The sequence below is a fragment of the Helicobacter mastomyrinus genome (genome assembly GCF_039555295.1).
GTDB classification, from domain to species: Bacteria; Campylobacterota; Campylobacteria; order Campylobacterales; family Helicobacteraceae; genus Helicobacter_C; species Helicobacter_C mastomyrinus.
Window position 1 is genome coordinate 1,073,625 of record NZ_CP145316.1, and the last position, 21,097, is coordinate 1,094,721.

Sequence of the window (21,097 nt, forward strand, 5' to 3'; positions counted from 1 at the left end):
ATAAGGACAGAATCCCTTGTTAATCGCCTTTCTCTGTTCTTTTGATGTAGAGAATATTTTATCAATATTTTTTCATCTAGTTCACCGATAAATTCACTGCTCTTGCAATCGTATTTGCTACAGGAGAGTATTTTCTAGCGTGTGCTATAAGCTCATTTTCTCTTGCTTTGCTTACATTAGATTCTAAAATGACTTTTACACGCACATCGGTAAATCCCAATGGCTTATCCTCGCTCAAATCACCCACTCCCCACACAGAAGTGATATTAATATCTGCTTCAAGTTCTAATTCAAGCTTAGAAATCACAATCTCATTTGCCACTGCATTAGCGTGAATCCCAACAGCAAGGCAACTGCCAAGTGCAGCCAAAAGAGTTTCGCTAGGATTTGGTGCGGTATCATCGCCTAAGAGTGTAGGTGGCTCATCGACCACATAGGCAGGGAGATTGCGAATGTAGTTCAAATGGCGAAACTTGCCCTCCGCAACCGTTTTGCACTTGAGCGTTTTAATCGCATTCGGGTTTGCCTTACCCGCCTTTACGAGTTCCTCTAAGCCCTCTTTATCGATAGGCTCTAATCTTGTGCAACTAGTTTGTGCTACTTTCATAATATTCCTTTGTGTTAAATTCTAGCTTTTTAAGGCTAGAGCTTTTGTAACCTAAGATTCTAAAAGCTCTAGCCTCCTAAATGCACGAGATGTAAGTATTCTTATGCTTTTTGTCGGGCTTGAATAGCGCTAAAGCCCTTTCCCAAAAGCGCGAAACTCACATTACCAAGCGCATTGCACCACGGCAAGAGGGCATATTCTTGAAAAATCTTTATGCAGTTTATGAGATTCGCTCTATGGAAGAAAGGGCGTCCATTAATAGATAAGATTCCATCATTAAAGTCCTCAAATCCGCCAATGATGTTTAATAATGTCCTCTTGCCACAGCCACTTGTCCCAATCAAAGCGAAAAACTCATCCCTTTTAATGTCTAAATTGATATTGTTTGGAATCTGCCTTTGATGAAAAGATTGTGATAAATGTTTGATTGCAATCATACTTTTTCTCCAAGTTTGCGCTTTAGAGTATTATATCCCAAAAGGCTAAAAACTCAATGAACACAAAGCCCTAAAATCCCTATAAAAATCATCGCCACAATCATCATATTCCATAGCGATGAGATTACGTCCATCTATTATGATGAGGTAGCCTAGCCCACTTTGAATCCCTAGCATCTCCTCCTGCCACAAGGTGAATCCAAGCTAAAAAGCCCCCTCTTGCCTTATAAATCCTTTATAATCCTTCATAAAGCCGATGTAGAAAGCTTACTACTTTATCTGCTGCCCCCAACTGCCCTTGTGCGCGGAGCTTAGATTCTAAAGTGCTGTTGTAATTAGTGTTGGTATTAATATCATACACCACATTTTCGCCTTTATCGCTCTCTATAAACTCCACCCCGGCAATCTCTATATGATGTTTTTGCAAAAATGTCTCTAACTGCTGCACGAGCGGCGTTTGTGTGGTAATCTCCTCCCTCACGCTAAACTTATCGCCACTGCCTATATCACAGGCTGCTCCAGCAAGTTCAGGCAGGGCTTCTGCCCTTTCAATGTCGCAACTATCGGCAGGACAGAGTTTGAACGCTCCGCCACTTGTATCTACACGCACAGCATATACGAATTTTCCACCAATAAATTCACATCGCGTAATGAAAAGCTCCTTAGAGCGCACATACTCCTGCAAGAGCGTAATGCCATCAATAGGGGCTTCATAGGCACTTGATTCTACATAATCCTTTAGCTCTTTAAGATTCTCAAATCGCTGCACACCTAAGCCTTTTCCACCTTGATTATGCTTTGTGATAAAGGGCGTTTGCAGAGCCTCCGCGCTTTTAAGCAAATCATCTTTGCCAAAAACCGCTATGGTCTTTGGTGTGCGGAATCCTGCGTTGTTTAAAGCGAGATATTGCCTCACTTTGCTTACTTCAAATTCAAGCACATTACTGCCATTAATCACCTTTCTGCCATAAGATTCCAGCCACGCTAAAATCGCCCGTCCATATTCTTTAGAATCCGCGTGGTTGCGCGTATGGCTTGAAGCACTAAGTCTACTCCAAAATACACCTTCGGGTGGAGGCACATCAAGGTTGATCCCGCCACGTGTTAGAAGTATTTCTTTAAACTCCACTCCCGCACGTTTAAACGCATCAGCAAAGGGTGGTATCCACTCAAGGTTCTCATGCAGGATATAAATCCCTTTTTTGTATTCATTATAGAGCATAGATTCTCCTTATTTTTTAGTTCTACCACTATTGGCATAATCATCTATCGTAGATTTCTCGCCACCTACGCGGTATTTCGCCCCTCTGTGAGAGGAGGGCAGCCTATCACCATTGCCAAAGAGCTTATGGCGCAAACTTCCCTCTGTGTAGGATTCTTGATACACGCCTCGCTTTTGGAGTTCAGGCACGATAAATTCCACTACATCCTCAAAGCTTCCCGGTGTGGTTGCATAGGCGAGATTAAACCCATCTGCATCGCTATATTCTATGAGTTCTTGCAGGGTATCGCATACTTCTTTTTTGCCACCGATGATTTTATTGCCTAATGCACCAATTCCAGCGATTTTAATCAGTTCCCTTAAAGTCCAAGTTTTGCCCTCATCGGTGCGAGATTCGGCAAATTCCTTTACCTTGCCAATCATCGCATTAGATGTAATTTCTGTGAGCGGGTCATCAAGGTTGTATTTGCCAAGATTTTCTCCTAGCCAACCTGAATTAAGCACCAAAGAGCCTTCCTCATTGACATAGCTTAGCAAATCTTTGTGCTTTGCTTCGGCAAGTTTTTGATTTTCATCAGTGATGATGGTCGCTAATGCATAGATTTTCGCGCTATGTGGGTCGCGCCCTGCTTTTATAAGTTCATTGCGTATCTGCTTGACAGCGGTTTTTGTGTATTCCTTAGAGATGGGCGAAATAAAAATCGCCTCCGCATTTTCCGCTGCAAAGCGCATACCTCGCGGGGAATTGCCCGCTTGAAATAACACGGGCGTGCGTTGGATGCTTGGCTCACATACGTGGATTCCGGGTACATCAAAATATTTGCCTTTATGCCCGATATGGTGAATCTTAGCAGAATTAGCAAACTGCCCATTCTGCCTATCTAAAATCACTGCATCATCTTCCCAACTGCCTTCCAAAAGCTTGTAAATTACCTCTAAATATTCATCAGCTACCTCATACCGCTCATCGTGTGGAAGCTCTTTTGTCCCCATTTGCGCGTTTGCGCTAGGCAGATAGCCTGTTACGATATTCCAACCTACGCGTCCTTTGGTAAGATGATCGAGTGTGCTAAGCCGCCTTGCAAATGGAAATGGGTGCTCAAAAGGCACGCCAGCAGTGATTCCAAAACCTAAGTGTTTGGTAACTGCCGCGCCAATAGCCGCTAATTGCACAGGGTCATTCACAGGTGTTTGCACTGCCCCGCGCAATGCCGCCTCATCATCGCCATTGTAGATATCATATACGCCCAAAACATCAGCGATAAAAATTGCATCAAATAGCCCCTTTTCAGCTATACGAGCGACATTTTGCCAATATTCAATGTCCTTGTATTTTAAGGCTTGGTCTCCGGGATAACGCCATAAACCCGGGCTTAAGTGGGTAATGCAATTCATATCAAACGCATTGAAACGAATGTGTTTTTTGTGTCCCATACTTTACCTCCTATGGTTTTTTATTTGTGTTAAGTGTGTTGCAACTTATGGAGTGATTATACTGATAAATTACATATTTTTTAAAATACAATATGTAATTTAAAAAATATGTAATTTAAGTGATACATTTTTACTCATTTTTTGAGATATAGGATAAAGCTAAAAACGAGGATTCAAATAATTCTTGGATAACAACAATGGTTTTATTTATGGTAATTGTAGTGTGGCCGTGCCGAGAATATATAATCCTTAGTAGTACGTGGTAAGATCAAGATAAAATATTTTTATCAAAATTATATTCTTAATATTAATAAGGATAGTTGGGTTACGAGTCTGGCTGAAGGTAAAATCTTATTGTATTGTCCTTACATTAATTATGAGAATGCAAGGACAATACAGAATCTGTTCTTAATTAAAATGATTAAAAGGCAGGAATAATTTCGCCTTGATATTTTTCATTGATAAAATCCTTGACTTTTTGAGATTGCAAGGCATTTTTGAGCTTTTGCAAGTTTTCATCATTAACCCTTTGACTTTGCACGACTAAGATATTCGCATAGGGCGATTGCGCTCCCTCTAAAAGCAATGCATCACTGCTCTTTAGCCCTGCTTGAAGCGCGTAATTGCCATTGATCACCGCCGCATCAACATCGCCCAATGTGCGAGGCAAAAGTGCTGCATCTACAGGCTTAATCTTTAAATGCTTAGGATTCTCTATAATATCTAGATCTGTGGCGTTGAGATTACTAGAATCTGCAAGTTTGATAAGCCCTTGGGCTTCAAGCAAAAGCAAGGCTCTCCCACCATTGCTTGGGTCATTAGGAATGCCAATCACCGCATTATAAGGCAATTCATCAATATCTTTAAACTTAGTAGAATACAAGCCAATAGGCTCTACGTGGATATTTGCAATCGGCTCTAATGCAAACCCTCTATCCGCTTTGAGCGCATCTAAAAAAGGCTTATGTTGATGAAAATTTGCATCAAGTGAGCCATCATCCAAACTCGCATTAGGTGTTACATAATCAGTAAATGCCACGATTTGCAAGTCTATGCCCTCCTCTGCTAAATCCGGTTTGATAAACTCTAAAATCTCCGCGTGTGGCACAGGCGTAGCACCCACTTTGAGTGTTACCTTTTGCGTATTTGATTCTATATGGGAATCTGCCTTATCATCGCCACAACCGATAAATGCCAATATGGTTAAAAGTAATATGCCTAGTTTTTTCATACTTACTCCTTTGTAGAATCTTGAGCGGCAGGGAGGATTTGCCCTTCGTATTTTGAGAGAATAAATGCCCTTGTCTCATCGCTTAGAAGTGCATTTTTAAGCACCGCTATGCGCTCATCATTTTGATTGTCCTCCCTAGAGACAAGCACATTCACATACGCGCTTTTATCATTCTCGTGAAAAAGCGATTCCTTAATACTCATTTGCGCCTGAAGTGCGTAGTTTGCGTTAATCACAGCTCCATCGACACTATCAAGCACCTTAGGCAATCCCGCCGCCTCTAAGGGCTTAAACACCAAACCCTTAGGATTCTCTACAATATCAAGCTCACTTGCACTAAGGTTTTTCGCGTCATTGAGCGTTATCACACCATTATCGTGAAGCAAAATAAACGCCCTTGCCATATTAGACGCATCACCGGGAATAGCGATAGTCGCTCCTTGTGGAAACTCATCAATGTTCTTAAACTTATTAGAGTAAAATCCTAGTGGCACGATATATATGGGTGCTAGAGCCACGAGATGATAGCCCTTTTGCTCATTTGTCTTATCCATAAAGGGCTTATGCTGATACATATTCGCATCGCTACTTCCCTCTGCTAAGGACACATTAGGCACGACATAATCTGTAAATTGCTGAATCTGCATTTCCACACCTTGCGCTTTCATCTGTGGCTTGATAAATTCTAGAATCTCTGCCGCTGGCACAGGCGTAGCACCCACTCTTAAAATGGTGAGTTCTGCCTTGTCTTGCGTTTGCGTATTTGATTCTATATGGGAATCTGCCTTATCATCGCCACAACCGATAAATGCCAATATGGTTAAAAGTAATATGCCTAGTTTTCTCATTTTCCTCCTTTGAATTAAGATTAACGATGTGCGCGCAAACGCTTGACGATGAAGTCCCCGCTGCTTTGGATACATTGCACCAAAATAATGATACAAATCACCGCATAAGTCAATACATCGGGCTTAAAAGATTGGAATCCTATGCGATAGGCTAAGTCTCCTAGCCCTCCAGCACCCACCACACCAGCCATAGCTGAAAAGCCCACTAAGCTTACTGCTGTAATGGTAATGGCATTTGCCAGTGAGGGGAGGCTCTCGCTTATCATCATTAGCACCACGCGGAATCTACTCGCCCCCATACTCATTGTGGCTTCTATCAAGCCTTTATCCACTTCATCAAACGCCCCCTCAAAAAGCCGTGCGATGAATGGAGTAGCTGCAATCACAAGCGGGATAATCGCCGCCGTGCTACCAATGCTCGTGCCAATAAGGGCTTTTGAAAGCGGTAAAAGCAAAAATATCAGCACGATGAAAGGAAAGGAACGCACAATATTGACAATCGCGCTTAAGATTCTATACACAAGGGCATTTGCCATAATGCCAGAGGGCTTAATTGCGCTCAAATACACGCCCAAAGGCAGCCCAAATACACAGGCAAAAAACACAGAAAATACCACCATATAGATGGTTTCACACACGCTTTTTGCTAAGCTAAATGCCACAGGGTCGCTAAAAATATCGCGCAATATAAGCAAAAAATGCTTTTCACACAGATTCAAAAAATCAAGCATAGCACTTTCCTTGCACCTGCGGATTAGAATCTATGCTAAAGACACTCACGCCTTGCGTTTTAAGCCACGCTAATGCCTTATCTCTTTTATCATCTGTGGCAATAATCTTTAGTGTCAAATGCCCCACTTCCCCTGTAGCAAGTTCATCAATATGTCCGCTTAGGATATTCACATCAATATCAAAATGCTTTATCATTTGACTAATAAGTGGAGATTGCGCGTAAACACCGGTAAAAATCACCCTATACACATTGCGTAAATCCCTTAAATGAGTGATGATATGTTTGTCATCTTGCGGGAGGAATGCGATTAACTCCTGTGTGATAGGGTGCTTAGGCTTGGCAAAGACTTCGTTCACACTACCCCGCTCTACGATTTCCCCATCGCTCATCACACACATTTTATTGCAAATCTCGCGCACGACTTCGATTTGATGTGTGATAAGCACCACGCTTAAATCTAGCCTTTGCTGAATCTCCCTTAGAAGCGCAAGGATAGAGCGCGTAGTTTTTGTATCAAGGGCGGAAGTTGCCTCATCGCATAGTAGCACTTTAGGGTGATTGGCTAAGGCTCTAGCAATGGCTACCCTCTGCTTTTGTCCGCCACTTAGCTGACTAGGATAGAATGCAGCTCTCTCGCTTAAGCCTACCATCTCTAAAAGCTCATCTACACGAGGTTTAATTGCCTTTTTATCCCATTTGGCAATCCGCAAGGCAAAGGCGACATTATCAAACACATTTTTAGCACTAAGTAAGTTAAAATGCTGAAAAATCATACCAATTTTTTGCCTTTGGGCTTGGAGTTGCTTTTGATTGAGTTTGAGTATATTTATATTATCGATTTTTAACTCCCCGCTTGTAGGCTCTTCAAGGCGATTAATGATACGTATAAGTGTGCTTTTACCCGCACCAGAATAGCCAATTATCCCCATAATATCGCCTTTTGAGACTTCCAAATCGATATTTTTTAAGGCACAAAAGCCATTAGGATAGGTTTTGCTAATGCCCTTGAGGCTTATCACATCTCACTCCTTGCGGTTTCCATAAGAAGCTCGATTATATCACAAAATATTAAAATACAATATGTAAATTAAACTTTATGCAGGGCGATTATATTTTTGCGTATAGATTTTGCTTACATAGTACAAAAGGTATTCCTTTAGACGTTAATTGGTGGGTGAGAGGCTTAAATAAAGAATCTTTCTCAATTTAAGCGTTTCTAACAAAAGTTTGTTTTATAATTCCTTATCTGGATTTTGCTGCTTTAAAAAGGATATATGATGAGTTTCACACATTTACATTTACATACAGAATATTCCCTCCTTGATGGGGCAAATAAGATTAAAATTTTAGCGAAAAAAATCCGTGAATTAGGTATGAGCTCAGTGGCAGTAACTGACCACGGCAATATGTTTGGCACACTTGATTTTTATGTAACAATGAAAGAGGAGGGGCTAAATCCTATCATTGGCATAGAGGCATATATCCATAATGGCGATGTGCTGAATGATAAAAATGTCAAACAGCGATTTCACCTTTGCTTGTTTGCGAAAAATGAAGTGGGCTATAAGAATCTTATGTATCTTAGCTCACAATCTTTTATTCAAGGATTCTACTACTATCCACGTATTAATAAGGCATTGCTTAGGGAGCGAAGCGAGGGGCTTGTATGTTCTTCAGCGTGTTTGCAAGGAGAGGTGAATTGGCAGCTTAATATCAATAACCCACGTAATGTCCGCTATGGCGCGAAAGGCTATGAAGTAGCGAAAGAAGCTGTGCTAGAATATAAGGATATGTTTGGCGATGATTTTTATTTAGAGATTATGCGACACGGCATTGCCGATCAGTTCTTTATCGATGAGCAGATTCTTAGGCTAAGCAAGGAATGCGGGGTAAAGGTGATTGCCACCAATGATACGCACTATACCTTACAAGAAGATTCAAGCGCACAGGAAATTGCTATGTGCGTGGCAATGGGAAAAACGCTCAATGACAAAGATAGGCTCAAGCATTCTGTGAAAGAATTTTATATCAAATCGCCCGAGCAAATGCAAAGGCTCTTTTGCGATATACCTGAAGTGATTGCAAACACACAAGAAATCGCGCAAAAATGCCGCTTAGAGCTAAATCTTAAAAATATAGAGATTAGAAATAAGCATACAGGGGAAGTGCTATTATCTAATACCCCCGCTACGCCGCCTACCTTTAAAAACACGCAAGATTATGCTTTAAAAGAAAATCTCCCCCAAATACTCAATTGCCCTTTAGGATCTATTGATGATGCGGCGTATTTTGCTTATAAATGTAGGCAGGGGCTAGATGAGCGTCTAGAGCATATCCCTGAAAATTTGCATACGCAGTATAAAGAGCGTCTAGAGCAAGAAATCAATGTGATTAATACGATGAAATTCCCGGGCTATATGCTTATTGTATGGGATTTTGTGAATTTTGCTAAGCAAAATGGCATTCCTGTGGGTCCCGGGCGTGGCTCTGCGGCGGGAAGTCTTGTGGCGTATTCGCTAAAGATTACTAATATTGACCCTTTAAAGTATGGTTTGCTTTTTGAGCGGTTTTTGAATCCTGAGCGTGTGAGTATGCCTGATATTGATATGGACTTCTGCCAACGTAGACGTGGTGAGATGATAGAATATGTAGCAAATACCTATGGCAAATATAATGTAGCACAAGTCATTACCTTTGGTTCGCTTTTGGCAAAGGGCGTGATACGTGATGTCGCGCGTGTGCTTGATATGCCCTATAATGATGCAGATGCGTTTGCAAAGCTTATTCCTAATGAGCTTGGTATTACCCTGACTAAACATATAGGCAAGGATGGGCAGGAGAAAGATGGTGCGTGGGAGAAAGAGCCAAAGATTCGGGAGTTGGTTGAGAGTAATGCTTTAGCAAAACAAGTGTGGAATTATGCGGTGCTTTTAGAGGGATTAAAACGCAATGCAGGGACACACGCGGCGGCTATTGTGATAGATTCACAAGAGGAGCTATGGAACAAAGTGCCGCTTTATACCAATGACAAGATGAATGGTGTGGCTACGCAGTATTCTATGAATTGGCTTGAGCCGGTAGATTTGATTAAATTTGACTTTCTAGGGCTCAAGACGCTTACCGTGATTGATGATGCTATTAAGCTTATTAAAAAGCGATATGGCAAGGCGATTGATTTTAGCATTATGGAAATGGAGGATTCTAAGGTTTATGAGAGTATCCAGAGTGGTAATACTCTAGGGCTATTCCAAATAGAATCTGAGGGTATGCAAGCGTTGGCTAAAAAGCTAAAGCCCAGCACATTTGAAGATGTCGTGGCGATGCTTGCCCTCTATCGTCCCGGTCCTATGGAATCGGGTATGCTTGATGATTTTATTGACCGCAAACACGGCAGAGCGAGTATCAATTATGCCTTTAACTCGCTAGAGTCGATACTAAAGCCCACTTATGGTGTTATCGTCTATCAAGAGCAAGTTATGCAAATCGTGCAAACTATCGGTGGATTCTCACTTGGCGGGGCGGATTTAGTCCGTCGAGCGATGGGAAAAAAGAAGATTGATGAAATGCTAAGACTCAAAAAAGAATTTGCCGATGGGGCGCAAAAGCAAGGCTATGATAGGGCTAAGGCGGAGGATTTATGGGAGCTTATTGTTAAATTTGCCGGATATGGATTTAATAAATCGCATTCTGCGGCGTATGCGATGATAACCTACCAAACAGCCTATTTAAAGACATATTACGAACACGAATTTATGGCAGCAATGCTCACAAGTGAAACGAGCAAAATAGAATCTGTGGCAAAATACATCGATGAAGTCAAAAGCCTTAATATTGACATCGTGCCTCCACACGTGAATATTTCTGAAAATGACTTTGGTGTGGGTGAGTTTGAAGGGGAGAAAAAAATTATTTTTGGCTTGAGTGCGATTAAGGGCTTGGGCGATGCGCCTATTGAAAATATTATACAGGAGCGTGAGAAAAATGGCGCGTATAAAAGTTTAGAGGATTTTATCGCACGAGTGGATTTTTCAAAGCTTACTAAACGTTCACTAGAGCCACTTATTAAATCTGGCGGGTTAGATAATCTAGGCTATTCGCGCAAAAGTATGCTTGAAAATATTGATGTGCTTTGTGAAAAGGGCAGAGAGAAAGACAAGGCAAAAGATATGATTCATAACTCTTTGTTTAGTAGTGATGATGTGGAGATTAATATTTATTTATCTATTCAAGATAGAGGCGAGTATGATGTGAAGACCTTGCTTGATTATGAATATGAATGTATGGGGATTTATGTGTCCGGGCATCCACTTGATGATTTTAAAGAGCAGATTCAAAGCATTAAGGGCATTGTAAAAAGTATAGATTTAGAGAATCTTGAAGTTGATTCTTCGTGTATGCTTGTGGGTAAGGTGCTATCTATCAAACGAAGGATTAGTAAAAAAAGTGGTAAGCCTTTTGGAAGTATTGAATTTTTAGATTATGGCGGCAGTATGGAGATTATGGTGTTTGAAAAGCAGCTTGAAAGCCTTGAGAAAATCGATTTACAAGAGCCAATAGCGCTTAAATGCAAGGTGGAGGATAAAGAGGATAGATTAAATTTCCGTATCTTAAAAATTCTTACGTTAAGGGAAGCAAAAAAAGAAGAGGTGGAAACAATCTTTAAAAAGACAGATGAAAAAAGTGAAGATGAGATTATTCCTATTGATATGAGCGTAGCACAGGTTGATATGTGTATGCCGCTGTGCGTGGTGGTGGATACCCAAAGTGTGCAAGATGGTATTTTAGAAAAGCTTAAAGCCCACGCACAAAGCCTTAAAGGGGAGCACGAGCTGCATTTGAGAATCAAAGATGATCATTTTGGTCATACATTTGTAAGTAATCTTAAGGTGCATTCAAGCATTAAGGAAGTGTTTAGGGAGCTTGAGTGGCAATGATGAGGTAAAGTATATATGGATTCTAGGTATATTGATGATAGGCTGTAGCGATACGCAAAATCCTCAAGAGCAGATTATACGCACTTGGTATTTGGAAGCCACTCATTGATAATGGCAGTGAAAGAAATATTAAGATAGCTGAAAATCGGGCATTTGTTAGATTTGAATCTAATCTACTTAAACGGCAATGCTGGGTGCAATAATTTCTTTGGTAACTATGAGATAAAGGGTAATAATGAGCGAGTAACAAGCAGCACAGGTATGACACGTATGCTTTGTGCTGATGAAATTATGCTGCTTGAGGATAGCTTGATAGGACTTATCAGCGATGGTGTGAGTGAAGTACACACAAGTGGCAAGCAGTTGAGTGTGTAAAAGGGGTAATTAAAGCAGTGTTTCGCAGATAATTATTGTAGAATCCTAGCCCTTCTATAGGGCTAAGCATACATTGTGTGTAGGTAAATATTATTTCCCACTAAATACAGGTGTGGTTGAAAATGCCCCATAGCCTTTAAAATCAAGCTTTTTTAGAATCTCTAAATCTGCCTTAGAAATCTTAAAATCCACCGCTGCATTTTGTGCGATGTAAGCGGGAGTTTTACTCTTTGGCAAAGAGATGAGCCCTAGCTCTAAAGTGTAGCGGATACAAATTTGAGCGGGGCTTACCTGATATTTTTGCGCCATTTTCACAATGCGAGAATCCTTGAGCAATTCGCCGTGCGCGATAGGTGAATAGGCTTCTACGTAAATGCCCTGCTTTTTGCAAAAGTCTATCAAATCAAAAGGTGTATTGCCAATATGGGCTAAAACCTGATTGACAGAGGGTTTTGTGCTTGTATTTACAAAAAGATTTTTTAAATCTTTTTGTAAAAAATTGCTCACCCCAATGCTACGTACTTTCCCCGCTTTTTTAGCAGCTTCTAAAGCCTCCCAAACGGCAATATTTTCTTTGAAATAGTCCCCTCCTCGAAAATCACTCCAAGGCTGTGGAGTGTGGATAAGCATTAAATCAATGTATTCTAGCTTCATCGTTTTTAGGCTCTTATCAATAGAATCTGTAGCACTTTTTTTGTCTTTATATTCTGCCCTCACCTTGCTTGTGATAAAAATCTCCTCACGCTTTAAGCCATTTTTGATAGCTTGATTTACTGCTGCTCCTACGCCACGCTCATTTTGATAGGCTTGTGCCGTGTCAATATGCCGATAGCCGATATGAAAGGCTTCTTTGATAACGCCCTCTATAATAGAATCATCAATTTTCCACACGCCAAGCCCAAGTTTAGGTATCTTCACTCCATCATTAAGCGTAAAAGTTTGATTTAAAATAGCATTTTTTGCCTTTGCCTGTGCGCTTAGGAAGCTTGGCATAGCCATTAATCCCGCTCCAACCAAAGCTGTTTTGAGAAAATCTCTACGATGTATCATATTTGCTCCTATATGTTAAAAGTTTGTAAAATTATAAAACCTGACACCTAGTGTTTGTCAAGGGGGAGAATATTAAAGTTGCAATATCCATACATATTCATTGATATATTTTTGAGATTTTTTGTTGTTGCTTTTAAAACGAGGATACAAAATGCTTTCAAAATACAAATTACCTAAGGGTTTTAAAAGCTCTGTAATAGCTTCTTTTTGCATTATGCCCTCACTATTATAACTCAAAACAAGATTTCTATAGTTTTTATATTTAATGATTTTTTCAAGCTCTATTAAGGCATTTTTAGCATTACAGAAGGCACTTTTTTGATTTTGCCATTCTCTTAGCCCTGCTATGCCTTTAATATTGGGATTATCATATTTTGCAATGGTTTCTATTAAGTGATAATTTGGAGCATATTGGCGGTGATTGTAAGGTGGGTCAAGATAGAGTATATCAAATATTTTATGTAAATTTTGCAAGAGCTTTACACCATCATCACAAAAGCAAAAATGTTTTTTATCGCTTATTAAAATATCTATTTCTTTTAAATTAAAATCTTTTAATGCTCTTTTATCCCAAGTTTTGCAAAAAGCCGCATACACCCCAGCCACATTAGCATAAAAAGATACAGATTCTATCAAAGTAGCTAACAAAATAAAATATTCATTTTCATTTATGGCTTTATTATTTTTCCAAGCTTCAATTTGTAAGCGAATCGCATCAATTTTTGCTGCATTTTTATCACTAAAATACATTCTAGGAATTTTTAAATCTTTTGTCGCATTTGGTGCATAATGATTATAAATAAAGCCTTTTTGTATGGGAATAGAATCTAAAAATAAAAGCACTTTTTGATAATGGCTTTGAAAAAGTGAGTTGGTAGTATTAGTGGAATTTATAAGTTTTTTTAAGCCATTAAATTGTGGTATTTCATTGTTTTGTATATAGGCTCTTTGTAGGCAGTAAGAAAAATAAAGTATGTCATTGCTATAAATTTGAAAGCCTTGTTTTTTAAAGAATTTTGCCATACTTGCACTGCCACTAAAAAGATCAAAAAAACTTTGTGTTTTTTGGCTATCAATGACCTTATACTTTTGCAAAAGAGTAAAAATTTGAGGAGCTAAAGATTCTTTATTACCAATAAATCGCATTCACATAACTTTGAGTGGATTATAATTTGTAATCAGCACTTCTTGAGAATCTGCTCTTTTGCTTTGGTAATTACAATTTTTATAAGAAAAATTTACATAATGCGTATACAAATGCGGACTTTGCTTAAGCCAATTTTGCAAGATTGTATGTTCCTTGCCCTTATGATAAAGCACATTAGAAAGGGCAAATTTTATACCCTTAGAATCTAAGATATTTAAGGCATTTAAAAGACTTGATTCTAAAACCTTATTCCAGCCACTAAAGCCCCTTTTGCCATCATTATAAACCCCTTGCGTGATGAGATAAGGAGGGTCAGCATAGACAAAGCTATTTTGAGTAAGTTTTACAGCCTTTAAAGCTTCCAAAAAATCAAGCTTTAAAAAGCTAATATTTTTTGTTTTTAAAGCCTTAGAAAAAGCTATTAAATTATTTTTCATTTTTTCATTAAAGCTAGAGCGATTTTTACCAAAAGGAGTATTGAAGTGATGAGCATTATTAAAACGGATTTGATGATTAAAAGAAAAGGCGATAAGCACAAAGAGTAAAAGCGGTGATTTGTTATGATTATAATCAACTTTTAAGGCATTGTATCCTTGAATATTTTGCAAAGTTAAATCATATTGTTTGATAGTCAAATGAATTTGCTCTAAAATAGATTCTGTATTTTCTTTTTGTAAAAATTGATAGAAATCAATAAGATAAATTAAATTATCATTGCATATAATTTTATCAGCTTGAGGGAGCTTTGAAGTATTATTGAGCTTACTATTAACATTAATAGCCACATTGCAACCCCCGCAAAATAAATCTAAAAATATATCACTTTTACTTGGAAACAAAGGCAGGATTTGAGAGAGGATTTTATATTTTCCACCTATGTAGTTTAAGGGGGATTTGAGGAAACAAAGTTGTTTAGTTAAGGGTTTAGTCATTGCTTTTTCCAAAAATCAAGCAAATTTTTAAGGGCAAAACGAAAAATTTTAGGTGCTTTTATACCTAAAATTATTTGACCTTTTTTATTGAGCAAAAAGCCAATTTCAAGCTCTATAATTTTTTCTTCATATCCTCCATAAAGCACGACAGAGCGAATAATTTTAAATTCTTTATAATATTTTTTAATATATTCTTTTTCTATAAAATCATAATTTTTTAGTTTTTCTATGCCTTGATAGCGATTTTCATATGTCTTGCCCTCAATATTAATAATTTCTAAATGCTGCAGATCAAGCAAAATTAAATCGGGGATAAAAACTATGGCATTTTTATTCCCACTTTTGTAAAGTTCCTTGTTTTCATATTTTTGCAAAGCTATACTTTGATTATCTCTTGTAATAAAATATCCCTTTTCACATCCTGCGTGATTTTCAAAAATAGCCTTTCCACTTGAAAAATTTTCCACCAATAAATGAATAAAAATAGTTCCAAGTTTTTCACTTTCTTTTTCATAGTGCCAATATGCTTTTTCTTACTCTATTTGTGGGATTGTAAGCTTTTGCAAAGAAAGATTTAATAAATTTGCAATTTTTATAAATTTATTCTTGTTTCCTATTTGATTTTGATTTAATCCGTGTGATATGATTTCAATATCGCCTTTAAATCCTAATTTTCTTAATGCCCCAGCTATACCACTTACCGCACCAATATTTGGGTCGTGAGCTAATCTGCCACTTTTTACGAGTCTTGCTGAAATTAGTATTTTATTTGTAGGGGTATAAACTGATATATCATCGCTTGGTAAGCCATCGACTTTAAATTCCCTATCGTCTATCGTTATGGTAATTGGCACATTACCTTTTGGAGCTTTTCGCATTTGAGATTTAAATACAATTAATTCTTTAATGCTTGAAAAGGGCTTTAAAATTTCATCATTTTCTTTAAGGTCTTTTCCTAGAATTTCTACGCCCAAAGTCCTTAAAATTCTCGTTCCAAAGATAGAAGTTTGGGTAGGTTTTTCTTTTTGCTTTACTCTTATGTTATAGAGCATAATTTTTTTAGCATTAGGATAAAAAGTCTCCGCATAAACAAATTTAGAAATTCTTTGATAAACTCCTGTATTTCTACTTTCGCTATCATCAGTTTTTGTTTCCTCTATAAGATAAAATGGCTTATCATCTTGTGTAGGCTTATGATTTTGAAAAAACACCATATAATCTACAAAGCTACTTTTCCCGCTCACAATTTCTAAGTAAATTTTATCAATCTGCTCACTTCGCACACCGATTAATTCATAAGAAAAGCTAAATGTAGAATCCTTAATGATTGGCAAGATTCTTAAATTATCCAAAAACGCACAAAAATTTTTATCTTTTAAAAATTGCTTGATGATTATCTCTAAAACCTCAATTTTTGGTCGCTCTTCTGTGAGTATGTAAAGATTCAAAGCCTCTCCTTGTGTTTATGGCATTGTATCACACAAGAAATAATTTGATTATGCAGATTGTTTGTATCGGCTATAATCCTACAATGAAGTATTGTAGGGTGTTGTGATGAAATTTTTGTCCCCACATTTGGCTTTTCACTCCTTGGCTGTGGGTTATATGTTTTGTAGCTTTTACCTCATATCGTGTAGATTGCATTCCCTCCTGCTAATGACATAATTGCTTCAAATAGCAGCCCTCAAGCTTGGCTTACTATGTTAGAATCTATTTTAGGAAGTCTAGTTGCAACAAGTTTCATCTTGCTTACAAAAATAGCAATACAAGTTTGCGCTTATTTTTTTATCACCCTGATAGCGTTAAGTATGTATTATGCGACTTGGTTTTTGCATTGTAGCGGCATAACATCAGCGTATTTACTGCTTTTTGGCTTGGTGCTTATGCCCCCACTTTATTTTTACCTTTTTATTTGAAAAATTACATAATGCTTATTTTTGCATTCCCTTTGGTATGCTGTATTTTATGATAAGCTATGATAATTTTACATTGTAGGCTTTAGTGTCCCACCCTCTTGGCTTGTTCGGGTGGGTAGCGATCGCCTACAATAGTGATTGTATCAAGTTTAGAATCAAGCTCTTTTAAATCATTTGCACTCAATGTTATATTTAAAGCGCTCAAATTTTCTTGTAGATGCGCTTCTTTGGTCGTTCCAAAAAGTGGCACGATGTAAGGCTTTTTAGCGAGTAGATAGGCTAGGGCGATTTGAGCAGGAGTGGCGTTACCATCTTTGGCAGCTGGATTTTTACCCTTGCCAAATGCTTGTAAAAGCTCTATGATTTTGTAATTTGCCCTCATTGCTTCAGGTTGGAATCTAGGGAAATTCACGCGATTGTCATTTTTTGGGTCAAATGTAGAATCTGCATTGAGTTTGCCACTAAGATAACCGCGATTTAATGGTGAGTAAGCCACAAAGCCAATGCCAAGCCGCTCTAATGTAGGGAAAAGCTCGCTTTCTACATTGCGCCACATCAAATGATATTCGCTCTGCACGGCGGTAATAGGGCAGATTTGATGAGCTTTTTCAATAGTCGCAGCACTTAGTTCACACACGCCAAATCGCGCTACCTTACCCTCTTTGATTAAATCCTTTACGCAAGTTGCCACTTCTTCAATGGGTGTTTTTGGGTCAAAGCGGTGCTGATACAGCAAGGGAATCTGCTCTAAATGTAGTCTTTTAAGACTTTGCTCTACCACCTCTTTTATGCGTTTTGGGCTGCTATCAAGCACACTTATATCTTTGCCAAAGCCAAATTTTGTGCTGATGAAAATCTTGTCTTTTTTGTAGGATTTAAGCAATTTGCCCACCAAGATTTCATTTGTATCGGGTCCATAGACTTGTGCGGTATCAAAGAGTGTAATGCCACTATCAAGGGCGGATTCTAGCAAATTTAGAGCTGCTTTTTCGCTTAAGCGGACGCTGCGATGATAATTGAGCCCCATACAACCAAAGGCAAGGGTGGATACTTCAAAGGCATAAGTTCCTATGCCAAGTGTGCGTTTTGGCATAGTGATATGCTTAGAATCTATCCCAAAAAGTGTGCTGAAAATACTGCTAGTATGTAGCCCAAGCACGATACCTAGCAAACTTGTAGTCTTTAAAAACTCTCTACGATGTGGCATATTGCTCCCTTGTTATAGAATCTTACTTTAAAGCAAAAGGTATTATAAGCCCTGACACTTGGTGTTTGTCAAGGGGTTAAATTTCAAATTGATCATAAATTAGAATTAGAATTGTTAGAATATAGATTGAGGAGTTTATGTAGGCATCACTTAAAGTCTTTTGCAATCACAGAATCTACTAAAAGGTTAAAAAAAACTGATGACAAAATCACATATAAATCAAATCATCAATCATTATATCAAAGATGTTTTTAATAGGGTGGCTGATTTTCAAAATTATCATTGGCGAAGTGATATAATGAACATTGAAATATTAGATAATACACATTTTATTGAATACAGCAAAAGCGGGCATAAAACGTTTTTTGAAATAACTTTATTGGAAAATTGTAAGATGATTCAACTTTATTTAGAAAATAAAAATATAAAAAGATATTTTATAGGAAATTTTAAGACTATTGATAATGATAAACATTCATCGATTTTACCGAATACATTGAAATAAAAATTTTTTCAAAAAATAATATTCAAGCCCTTTATGAAATCCTATCTCAATACAATATATGAATGATTTAATACATTCATTTGATAAACAATAATTGCTTCACGCAAGGCTTGGAAATAACCTTATTTCTTGTCTTGTTCCAAACTCTCAAGCCATTTTCTTATACTGCCTCTGCTGCTGCCAAAATCAAATTTTTTGTCCTGTTGAAACACCGCTTTTGGAGCGGAATCTTTTAAAAATTTCATACAGGTTTCAAGCTCACTGCCTCCGCTCGTGCAAAAGGGAATGATGATTTTAGAGTGAAAATTATGAGATTCTAAAAAGGTATTGATGATATGGGGTGCGTGATACCACCAAATAGGAAAGCCCACAAAAATCCGTCCATAAGGCGATATGTCGATACTTTGGGCGATTTTAGGGCGTGAGGATTTATCCTTGCATTCTTTGCTGGTGCGAGAATTTTCATCATTCCAATCCAAATCCGCCACACTATAAGGTTCTTTTGGCAGTATCTCGTAAATATCGGCATTTGCGACATCTGCAAGGGTTTTGGCTATATCTTTGGTGATGCCTGTGGCAGAGAAATAAGCGACTAAATCTTTCATCGTTGTTCCTTTTGGTATGGATTGCTTTATATTCCTTGCGAATGTTTGCGATGATATTAGGATTTGTCATTGCGAGAAAGTCCGCAGCGCTTTCGCGGCAATCCACTTTGCTATCATTTATGGAGTCAGCCTCTTTTTGCAAATTACATAGGCGTAGAGCTCTGCTATTTCACTCGCTCAATCTTTGAATCAAAGCATTTTGATAGTTTTTGATTGCACTGCGGCTTATTCCTTGAAACACAAGAGGCTCGAGGTAGGTCATTCCAGCGTGATCCGCACTTGCTTTCATCGAAACAAAAATATCCTTTAATTCTATGCCCACTCTGCCATTTTTGCCATAGGTGCTTGCCTCGCCTCCTGCGGTTGAGACAACAAGCATTTCTTTGCCCTTCCACAAGTCAGGTCCCACACTACTCCAAGTTTCGTTCAAATAAGCTTTCATCATCGGCGTGATATTAAACCAATGCGTAGAAAATAAAAAGACGATTCTTTGAAATTCACGCGTAATTTGCCGCTCTTTTGTCCCATCAATCGCCCTTGTATCAAAACCATAGAGGCTTTCAAGATTACGCACTTCTACATTTTTCACGCTCCTTGCTGCACTTTCTAAGGCTTTAATGAAAAATGAGCTTTCAGGGTAGGGGTGCGAGACGATTACAAGGGTTTTTTACCCTCGCTTCTACTGCAAACAAAATGCTGCTACATAGCAGCAAAAGCAGGACAATATTTTTCATTTTTACTCCTTTTTAGATTTACAAAGAAACATTATAAAGCCTGACACTAGGTGTTTGTCAAGGGGAAAGATTATATTATTTTGTCAAAATCACTTTGATTACTTCATCTTCATCAAGTTCATTTGCCTTTATAAACTCAACAAAGCTCATATCGGGCGTAAAAATGAAATGATTGTGGGTAATAAAATATGAAAAAATGCTCGTTGGTTTGTTTGCAAAAGTTTTAAAATGTCATTTAAATTTGATTGTGCGAATTGCCAAAAAAAGCTCTTTGTTAGGATTTGAAGCAATGTCAAAACAACGGTTAGGCTTAATGCAAAAGCTAAAATTACCATTAAAATTTGCTTTTTGTGAAAATATTTTTTCAAAGCGTTAAAATTCACCCAAATATGCAAAATCACAGCAATAATCATCGCTAATCCCAGCCATCTATGCAAAATTCCGCCCCGCCAAAATCAAAGTGAAAAATAGCATAACCCCGCTCAAAGCGACTATAAAAAGCCTATCGTGCTTAACGTAGCAAAGAGATGAGAAATTTCATTGATTACTTCCTTTAAATCTCTAGCTGATATCCAATGTGCCTGAAAACCTATTATTTGAGTGAAAATATTGAATCGTGCAAAGATTGCAATCAAAAATTTATCCTGTCAATTGAGTTTCCATAACGTTCCTTAAAGGCTTCTAGCAGGGCTTCTGCGATTTGTAAATCTTCAGCCTCGCTTCCTCCGCCAACGCCTATGCCGCCAATAAGCCTTTCCCCTGCAAAAAGCGGATAGCCCCCTGCGACTAAACAAATCTGCTTGCTTGTGGTATGTATACCCATCAAAGCACCGCCCTCCTTTGCCCAAGCGGCGACATCTTTTGTCTTTGAACGCGTAATCACAGCTGTGTAAGCCTTTTTAAGCACGAGATTCACACTGATTAAGAGTGCCTCGCCAAATCTTTGAAAAAGCTTCAAAATTCCGCTTTCATCAACCACAGCAAAGCTTATATCAATGCCAAGTTTTGCCACTTCTTCTCCTGCCTTTGTGCGTAAAAATTCGCATATTTCATCATTTAGCTTCATTAGTTTTTCCTTATTATGTGAAATATAAAATTTACTCTATCAAAAAAAAAAAAAAACAATTTGTCAATACACATTTTGCAATAAAACTTTGACTTTTCACAACCCCCTTCCTGC

24 protein-coding genes are annotated in these 21,097 nt (G+C 38.2%); 4 read left to right on the forward strand and 20 right to left on the reverse strand.

Annotated elements, in window-relative coordinates; genetic code table 11:
* Nucleotides 1-76: 76 nt before the first annotated feature.
* From V3I05_RS05375 to V3I05_RS05415, 9 genes are all read right to left on the reverse strand, one after another.
* Nucleotides 77-607 carry an OsmC family protein gene (locus tag V3I05_RS05375; protein ID WP_295700261.1) on the reverse strand — a complete coding sequence of 177 codons (531 nt, stop codon included), beginning with the start codon at nucleotides 605-607 and terminating at the stop codon, nucleotides 77-79.
* Between the two features lie 101 nt (nucleotides 608-708).
* On the reverse strand, nucleotides 709-1,044 hold the full coding sequence (locus tag V3I05_RS05380; RefSeq protein WP_295700259.1) for an ATP-binding cassette domain-containing protein: 336 nt from the start codon (nucleotides 1,042-1,044) through the stop codon (nucleotides 709-711).
* Nucleotides 1,045-1,089: 45 nt separating this feature from the next.
* Nucleotides 1,090-1,221, reverse strand: coding sequence for a hypothetical protein (locus tag V3I05_RS05385; RefSeq protein ID WP_295700256.1), 132 nt, complete (start codon nucleotides 1,219-1,221; stop codon nucleotides 1,090-1,092).
* A 58-nt stretch (nucleotides 1,222-1,279) separates the two neighbouring features.
* Nucleotides 1,280-2,266: an alpha-L-glutamate ligase gene (locus tag V3I05_RS05390; protein ID WP_343352890.1), complete on the reverse strand. Its 987-nt coding sequence runs from the start codon at nucleotides 2,264-2,266 to the stop codon at nucleotides 1,280-1,282.
* Nucleotides 2,267-2,275: 9 nt separating this feature from the next.
* Nucleotides 2,276-3,700, reverse strand: coding sequence for an LLM class flavin-dependent oxidoreductase (locus V3I05_RS05395; protein ID WP_300447114.1), 1,425 nt, complete (start codon nucleotides 3,698-3,700; stop codon nucleotides 2,276-2,278).
* A 421-nt stretch (nucleotides 3,701-4,121) separates the two neighbouring features.
* Nucleotides 4,122-4,931, reverse strand: coding sequence for a MetQ/NlpA family ABC transporter substrate-binding protein (locus V3I05_RS05400; RefSeq protein ID WP_343352892.1), 810 nt, complete (start codon nucleotides 4,929-4,931; stop codon nucleotides 4,122-4,124).
* A gap of 2 nt (nucleotides 4,932-4,933) precedes the next feature.
* Nucleotides 4,934-5,779 (reverse strand): MetQ/NlpA family ABC transporter substrate-binding protein, encoded by an 846-nt coding sequence (locus V3I05_RS05405; protein WP_300450500.1) that lies wholly within the window; start codon nucleotides 5,777-5,779, stop codon nucleotides 4,934-4,936.
* A 20-nt stretch (nucleotides 5,780-5,799) separates the two neighbouring features.
* Nucleotides 5,800-6,510, reverse strand: a complete 711-nt coding sequence (locus V3I05_RS05410) for a methionine ABC transporter permease (protein WP_300447120.1) — start codon at nucleotides 6,508-6,510, stop codon at nucleotides 5,800-5,802.
* Entirely contained in the window at nucleotides 6,503-7,531 is a 1,029-nt protein-coding gene (locus V3I05_RS05415) for a methionine ABC transporter ATP-binding protein (RefSeq protein WP_295700241.1), read from the reverse strand. Before V3I05_RS05415 ends, V3I05_RS05410 begins: the two co-directional genes overlap by 8 nt.
* Nucleotides 7,532-7,789: 258 nt before the next feature.
* Between V3I05_RS05415 and dnaE the strand changes: the two genes are divergently transcribed.
* Genes dnaE through V3I05_RS05430 form a run of 3 tightly spaced genes read left to right on the forward strand, consistent with a single transcriptional unit; the run spans nucleotide 7,790 to nucleotide 11,821 of the window.
* Nucleotides 7,790-11,446, forward strand: coding sequence for a DNA polymerase III subunit alpha (gene dnaE, locus V3I05_RS05420; RefSeq protein WP_300450502.1), 3,657 nt, complete (start codon nucleotides 7,790-7,792; stop codon nucleotides 11,444-11,446).
* Entirely contained in the window at nucleotides 11,433-11,555 is a 123-nt protein-coding gene (locus V3I05_RS05425) for a hypothetical protein (RefSeq protein WP_295700235.1), read from the forward strand. The genes dnaE and V3I05_RS05425 overlap by 14 nt, the downstream gene beginning before the upstream one ends.
* Nucleotides 11,556-11,608: 53 nt before the next feature.
* Nucleotides 11,609-11,821 carry an META domain-containing protein gene (locus V3I05_RS05430; RefSeq protein ID WP_300447125.1) on the forward strand — a complete coding sequence of 71 codons (213 nt, stop codon included), beginning with the start codon at nucleotides 11,609-11,611 and terminating at the stop codon, nucleotides 11,819-11,821.
* A 90-nt stretch (nucleotides 11,822-11,911) separates the two neighbouring features.
* Here V3I05_RS05430 and V3I05_RS05435 read toward each other — a convergent pair whose 3' ends face one another.
* The 7 genes from V3I05_RS05435 to V3I05_RS05465 all read right to left on the reverse strand — a co-directional run bounded on the left by V3I05_RS05435 (nucleotide 11,912) and on the right by V3I05_RS05465 (nucleotide 18,073).
* Nucleotides 11,912-12,871 carry an aldo/keto reductase gene (locus tag V3I05_RS05435; protein ID WP_295700230.1) on the reverse strand — a complete coding sequence of 320 codons (960 nt, stop codon included), beginning with the start codon at nucleotides 12,869-12,871 and terminating at the stop codon, nucleotides 11,912-11,914.
* 72 nt (nucleotides 12,872-12,943) lie between these two features.
* Nucleotides 12,944-14,017 carry a DNA adenine methylase gene (locus V3I05_RS05440; RefSeq protein ID WP_300447127.1) on the reverse strand — a complete coding sequence of 358 codons (1,074 nt, stop codon included), beginning with the start codon at nucleotides 14,015-14,017 and terminating at the stop codon, nucleotides 12,944-12,946.
* On the reverse strand, nucleotides 14,018-14,950 hold the full coding sequence (locus V3I05_RS05445; protein ID WP_300447129.1) for a DNA adenine methylase: 933 nt from the start codon (nucleotides 14,948-14,950) through the stop codon (nucleotides 14,018-14,020).
* Entirely contained in the window at nucleotides 14,947-15,417 is a 471-nt protein-coding gene (locus V3I05_RS05450; protein ID WP_343352897.1) for a hypothetical protein, read from the reverse strand. The genes V3I05_RS05445 and V3I05_RS05450 overlap by 4 nt, the downstream gene beginning before the upstream one ends.
* 66 nt (nucleotides 15,418-15,483) lie before the next feature.
* On the reverse strand, nucleotides 15,484-16,398 hold the full coding sequence (locus V3I05_RS05455) for a hypothetical protein (protein WP_343352898.1): 915 nt from the start codon (nucleotides 16,396-16,398) through the stop codon (nucleotides 15,484-15,486).
* Nucleotides 16,395-16,523 carry a hypothetical protein gene (locus tag V3I05_RS05460; RefSeq protein ID WP_300450508.1) on the reverse strand — a complete coding sequence of 43 codons (129 nt, stop codon included), beginning with the start codon at nucleotides 16,521-16,523 and terminating at the stop codon, nucleotides 16,395-16,397. The genes V3I05_RS05455 and V3I05_RS05460 overlap by 4 nt, the downstream gene beginning before the upstream one ends.
* Nucleotides 16,524-16,948: 425 nt before the next feature.
* On the reverse strand, nucleotides 16,949-18,073 hold the full coding sequence (locus tag V3I05_RS05465; RefSeq protein ID WP_300447141.1) for an aldo/keto reductase: 1,125 nt from the start codon (nucleotides 18,071-18,073) through the stop codon (nucleotides 16,949-16,951).
* A gap of 199 nt (nucleotides 18,074-18,272) precedes the next feature.
* On the opposite strand from V3I05_RS05465, the gene V3I05_RS05470 reads away from it, so the two are divergent.
* The gene (locus V3I05_RS05470) at nucleotides 18,273-18,578 is read left to right on the forward strand and encodes a hypothetical protein (RefSeq protein WP_289688017.1); all 306 of its coding nucleotides are present in this window, start codon (nucleotides 18,273-18,275) and stop codon (nucleotides 18,576-18,578) included.
* A 122-nt stretch (nucleotides 18,579-18,700) separates the two neighbouring features.
* Here the strand turns inward: V3I05_RS05470 and V3I05_RS05475 are convergent, their stop codons facing one another.
* The 4 genes from V3I05_RS05475 to V3I05_RS05490 form a co-directional block, all read right to left on the reverse strand.
* On the reverse strand, nucleotides 18,701-19,183 hold the full coding sequence (locus V3I05_RS05475; protein WP_289688018.1) for a flavodoxin: 483 nt from the start codon (nucleotides 19,181-19,183) through the stop codon (nucleotides 18,701-18,703).
* Between the two features lie 169 nt (nucleotides 19,184-19,352).
* Nucleotides 19,353-19,838 (reverse strand): NAD(P)H-dependent oxidoreductase, encoded by a 486-nt coding sequence (locus V3I05_RS05480; protein WP_343354253.1) that lies wholly within the window; start codon nucleotides 19,836-19,838, stop codon nucleotides 19,353-19,355.
* Between the two features lie 225 nt (nucleotides 19,839-20,063).
* Nucleotides 20,064-20,354, reverse strand: a complete 291-nt coding sequence (locus V3I05_RS05485) for a hypothetical protein (protein ID WP_300447142.1) — start codon at nucleotides 20,352-20,354, stop codon at nucleotides 20,064-20,066.
* Nucleotides 20,355-20,548: 194 nt separating this feature from the next.
* Nucleotides 20,549-20,983 carry a GlcG/HbpS family heme-binding protein gene (locus V3I05_RS05490; RefSeq protein WP_343352899.1) on the reverse strand — a complete coding sequence of 145 codons (435 nt, stop codon included), beginning with the start codon at nucleotides 20,981-20,983 and terminating at the stop codon, nucleotides 20,549-20,551.
* Nucleotides 20,984-21,097 lie beyond the last annotated feature (114 nt).

Bases quoted from the DNA above. Each gene is read 5' to 3' on its own strand.
- V3I05_RS05390 (WP_343352890.1), bottom strand. From the start codon at position 2,266: ATGCTCTATAATGAATACAAAAAAGGGATTTATATCCTGCATGAGAAC.
- V3I05_RS05445 (WP_300447129.1), bottom strand. From the start codon at position 14,950: ATGACTAAACCCTTAACTAAACAACTTTGTTTCCTCAAATCCCCCTTA.
- V3I05_RS05375 (WP_295700261.1), bottom strand. From the start codon at position 607: ATGAAAGTAGCACAAACTAGTTGCACAAGATTAGAGCCTATCGATAAA.
- V3I05_RS05380 (WP_295700259.1), bottom strand. From the start codon at position 1,044: ATGATTGCAATCAAACATTTATCACAATCTTTTCATCAAAGGCAGATT.
- V3I05_RS05475 (WP_289688018.1), bottom strand. From the start codon at position 19,183: ATGAAAGATTTAGTCGCTTATTTCTCTGCCACAGGCATCACCAAAGAT.
- V3I05_RS05395 (WP_300447114.1), bottom strand. From the start codon at position 3,700: ATGGGACACAAAAAACACATTCGTTTCAATGCGTTTGATATGAATTGC.
- V3I05_RS05400 (WP_343352892.1), bottom strand. From the start codon at position 4,931: ATGAAAAAACTAGGCATATTACTTTTAACCATATTGGCATTTATCGGT.
- V3I05_RS05470 (WP_289688017.1), top strand. From the start codon at position 18,273: ATGACAAAATCACATATAAATCAAATCATCAATCATTATATCAAAGAT.
- V3I05_RS05405 (WP_300450500.1), bottom strand. From the start codon at position 5,779: ATGAGAAAACTAGGCATATTACTTTTAACCATATTGGCATTTATCGGT.
- V3I05_RS05385 (WP_295700256.1), bottom strand. From the start codon at position 1,221: ATGCTAGGGATTCAAAGTGGGCTAGGCTACCTCATCATAATAGATGGA.
- V3I05_RS05490 (WP_343352899.1), bottom strand. From the start codon at position 20,983: ATGAAGCTAAATGATGAAATATGCGAATTTTTACGCACAAAGGCAGGA.
- V3I05_RS05465 (WP_300447141.1), bottom strand. From the start codon at position 18,073: ATGCCACATCGTAGAGAGTTTTTAAAGACTACAAGTTTGCTAGGTATC.
- dnaE (WP_300450502.1), top strand. From the start codon at position 7,790: ATGAGTTTCACACATTTACATTTACATACAGAATATTCCCTCCTTGAT.
- V3I05_RS05410 (WP_300447120.1), bottom strand. From the start codon at position 6,510: ATGCTTGATTTTTTGAATCTGTGTGAAAAGCATTTTTTGCTTATATTG.
- V3I05_RS05435 (WP_295700230.1), bottom strand. From the start codon at position 12,871: ATGATACATCGTAGAGATTTTCTCAAAACAGCTTTGGTTGGAGCGGGA.
- V3I05_RS05440 (WP_300447127.1), bottom strand. From the start codon at position 14,017: ATGCGATTTATTGGTAATAAAGAATCTTTAGCTCCTCAAATTTTTACT.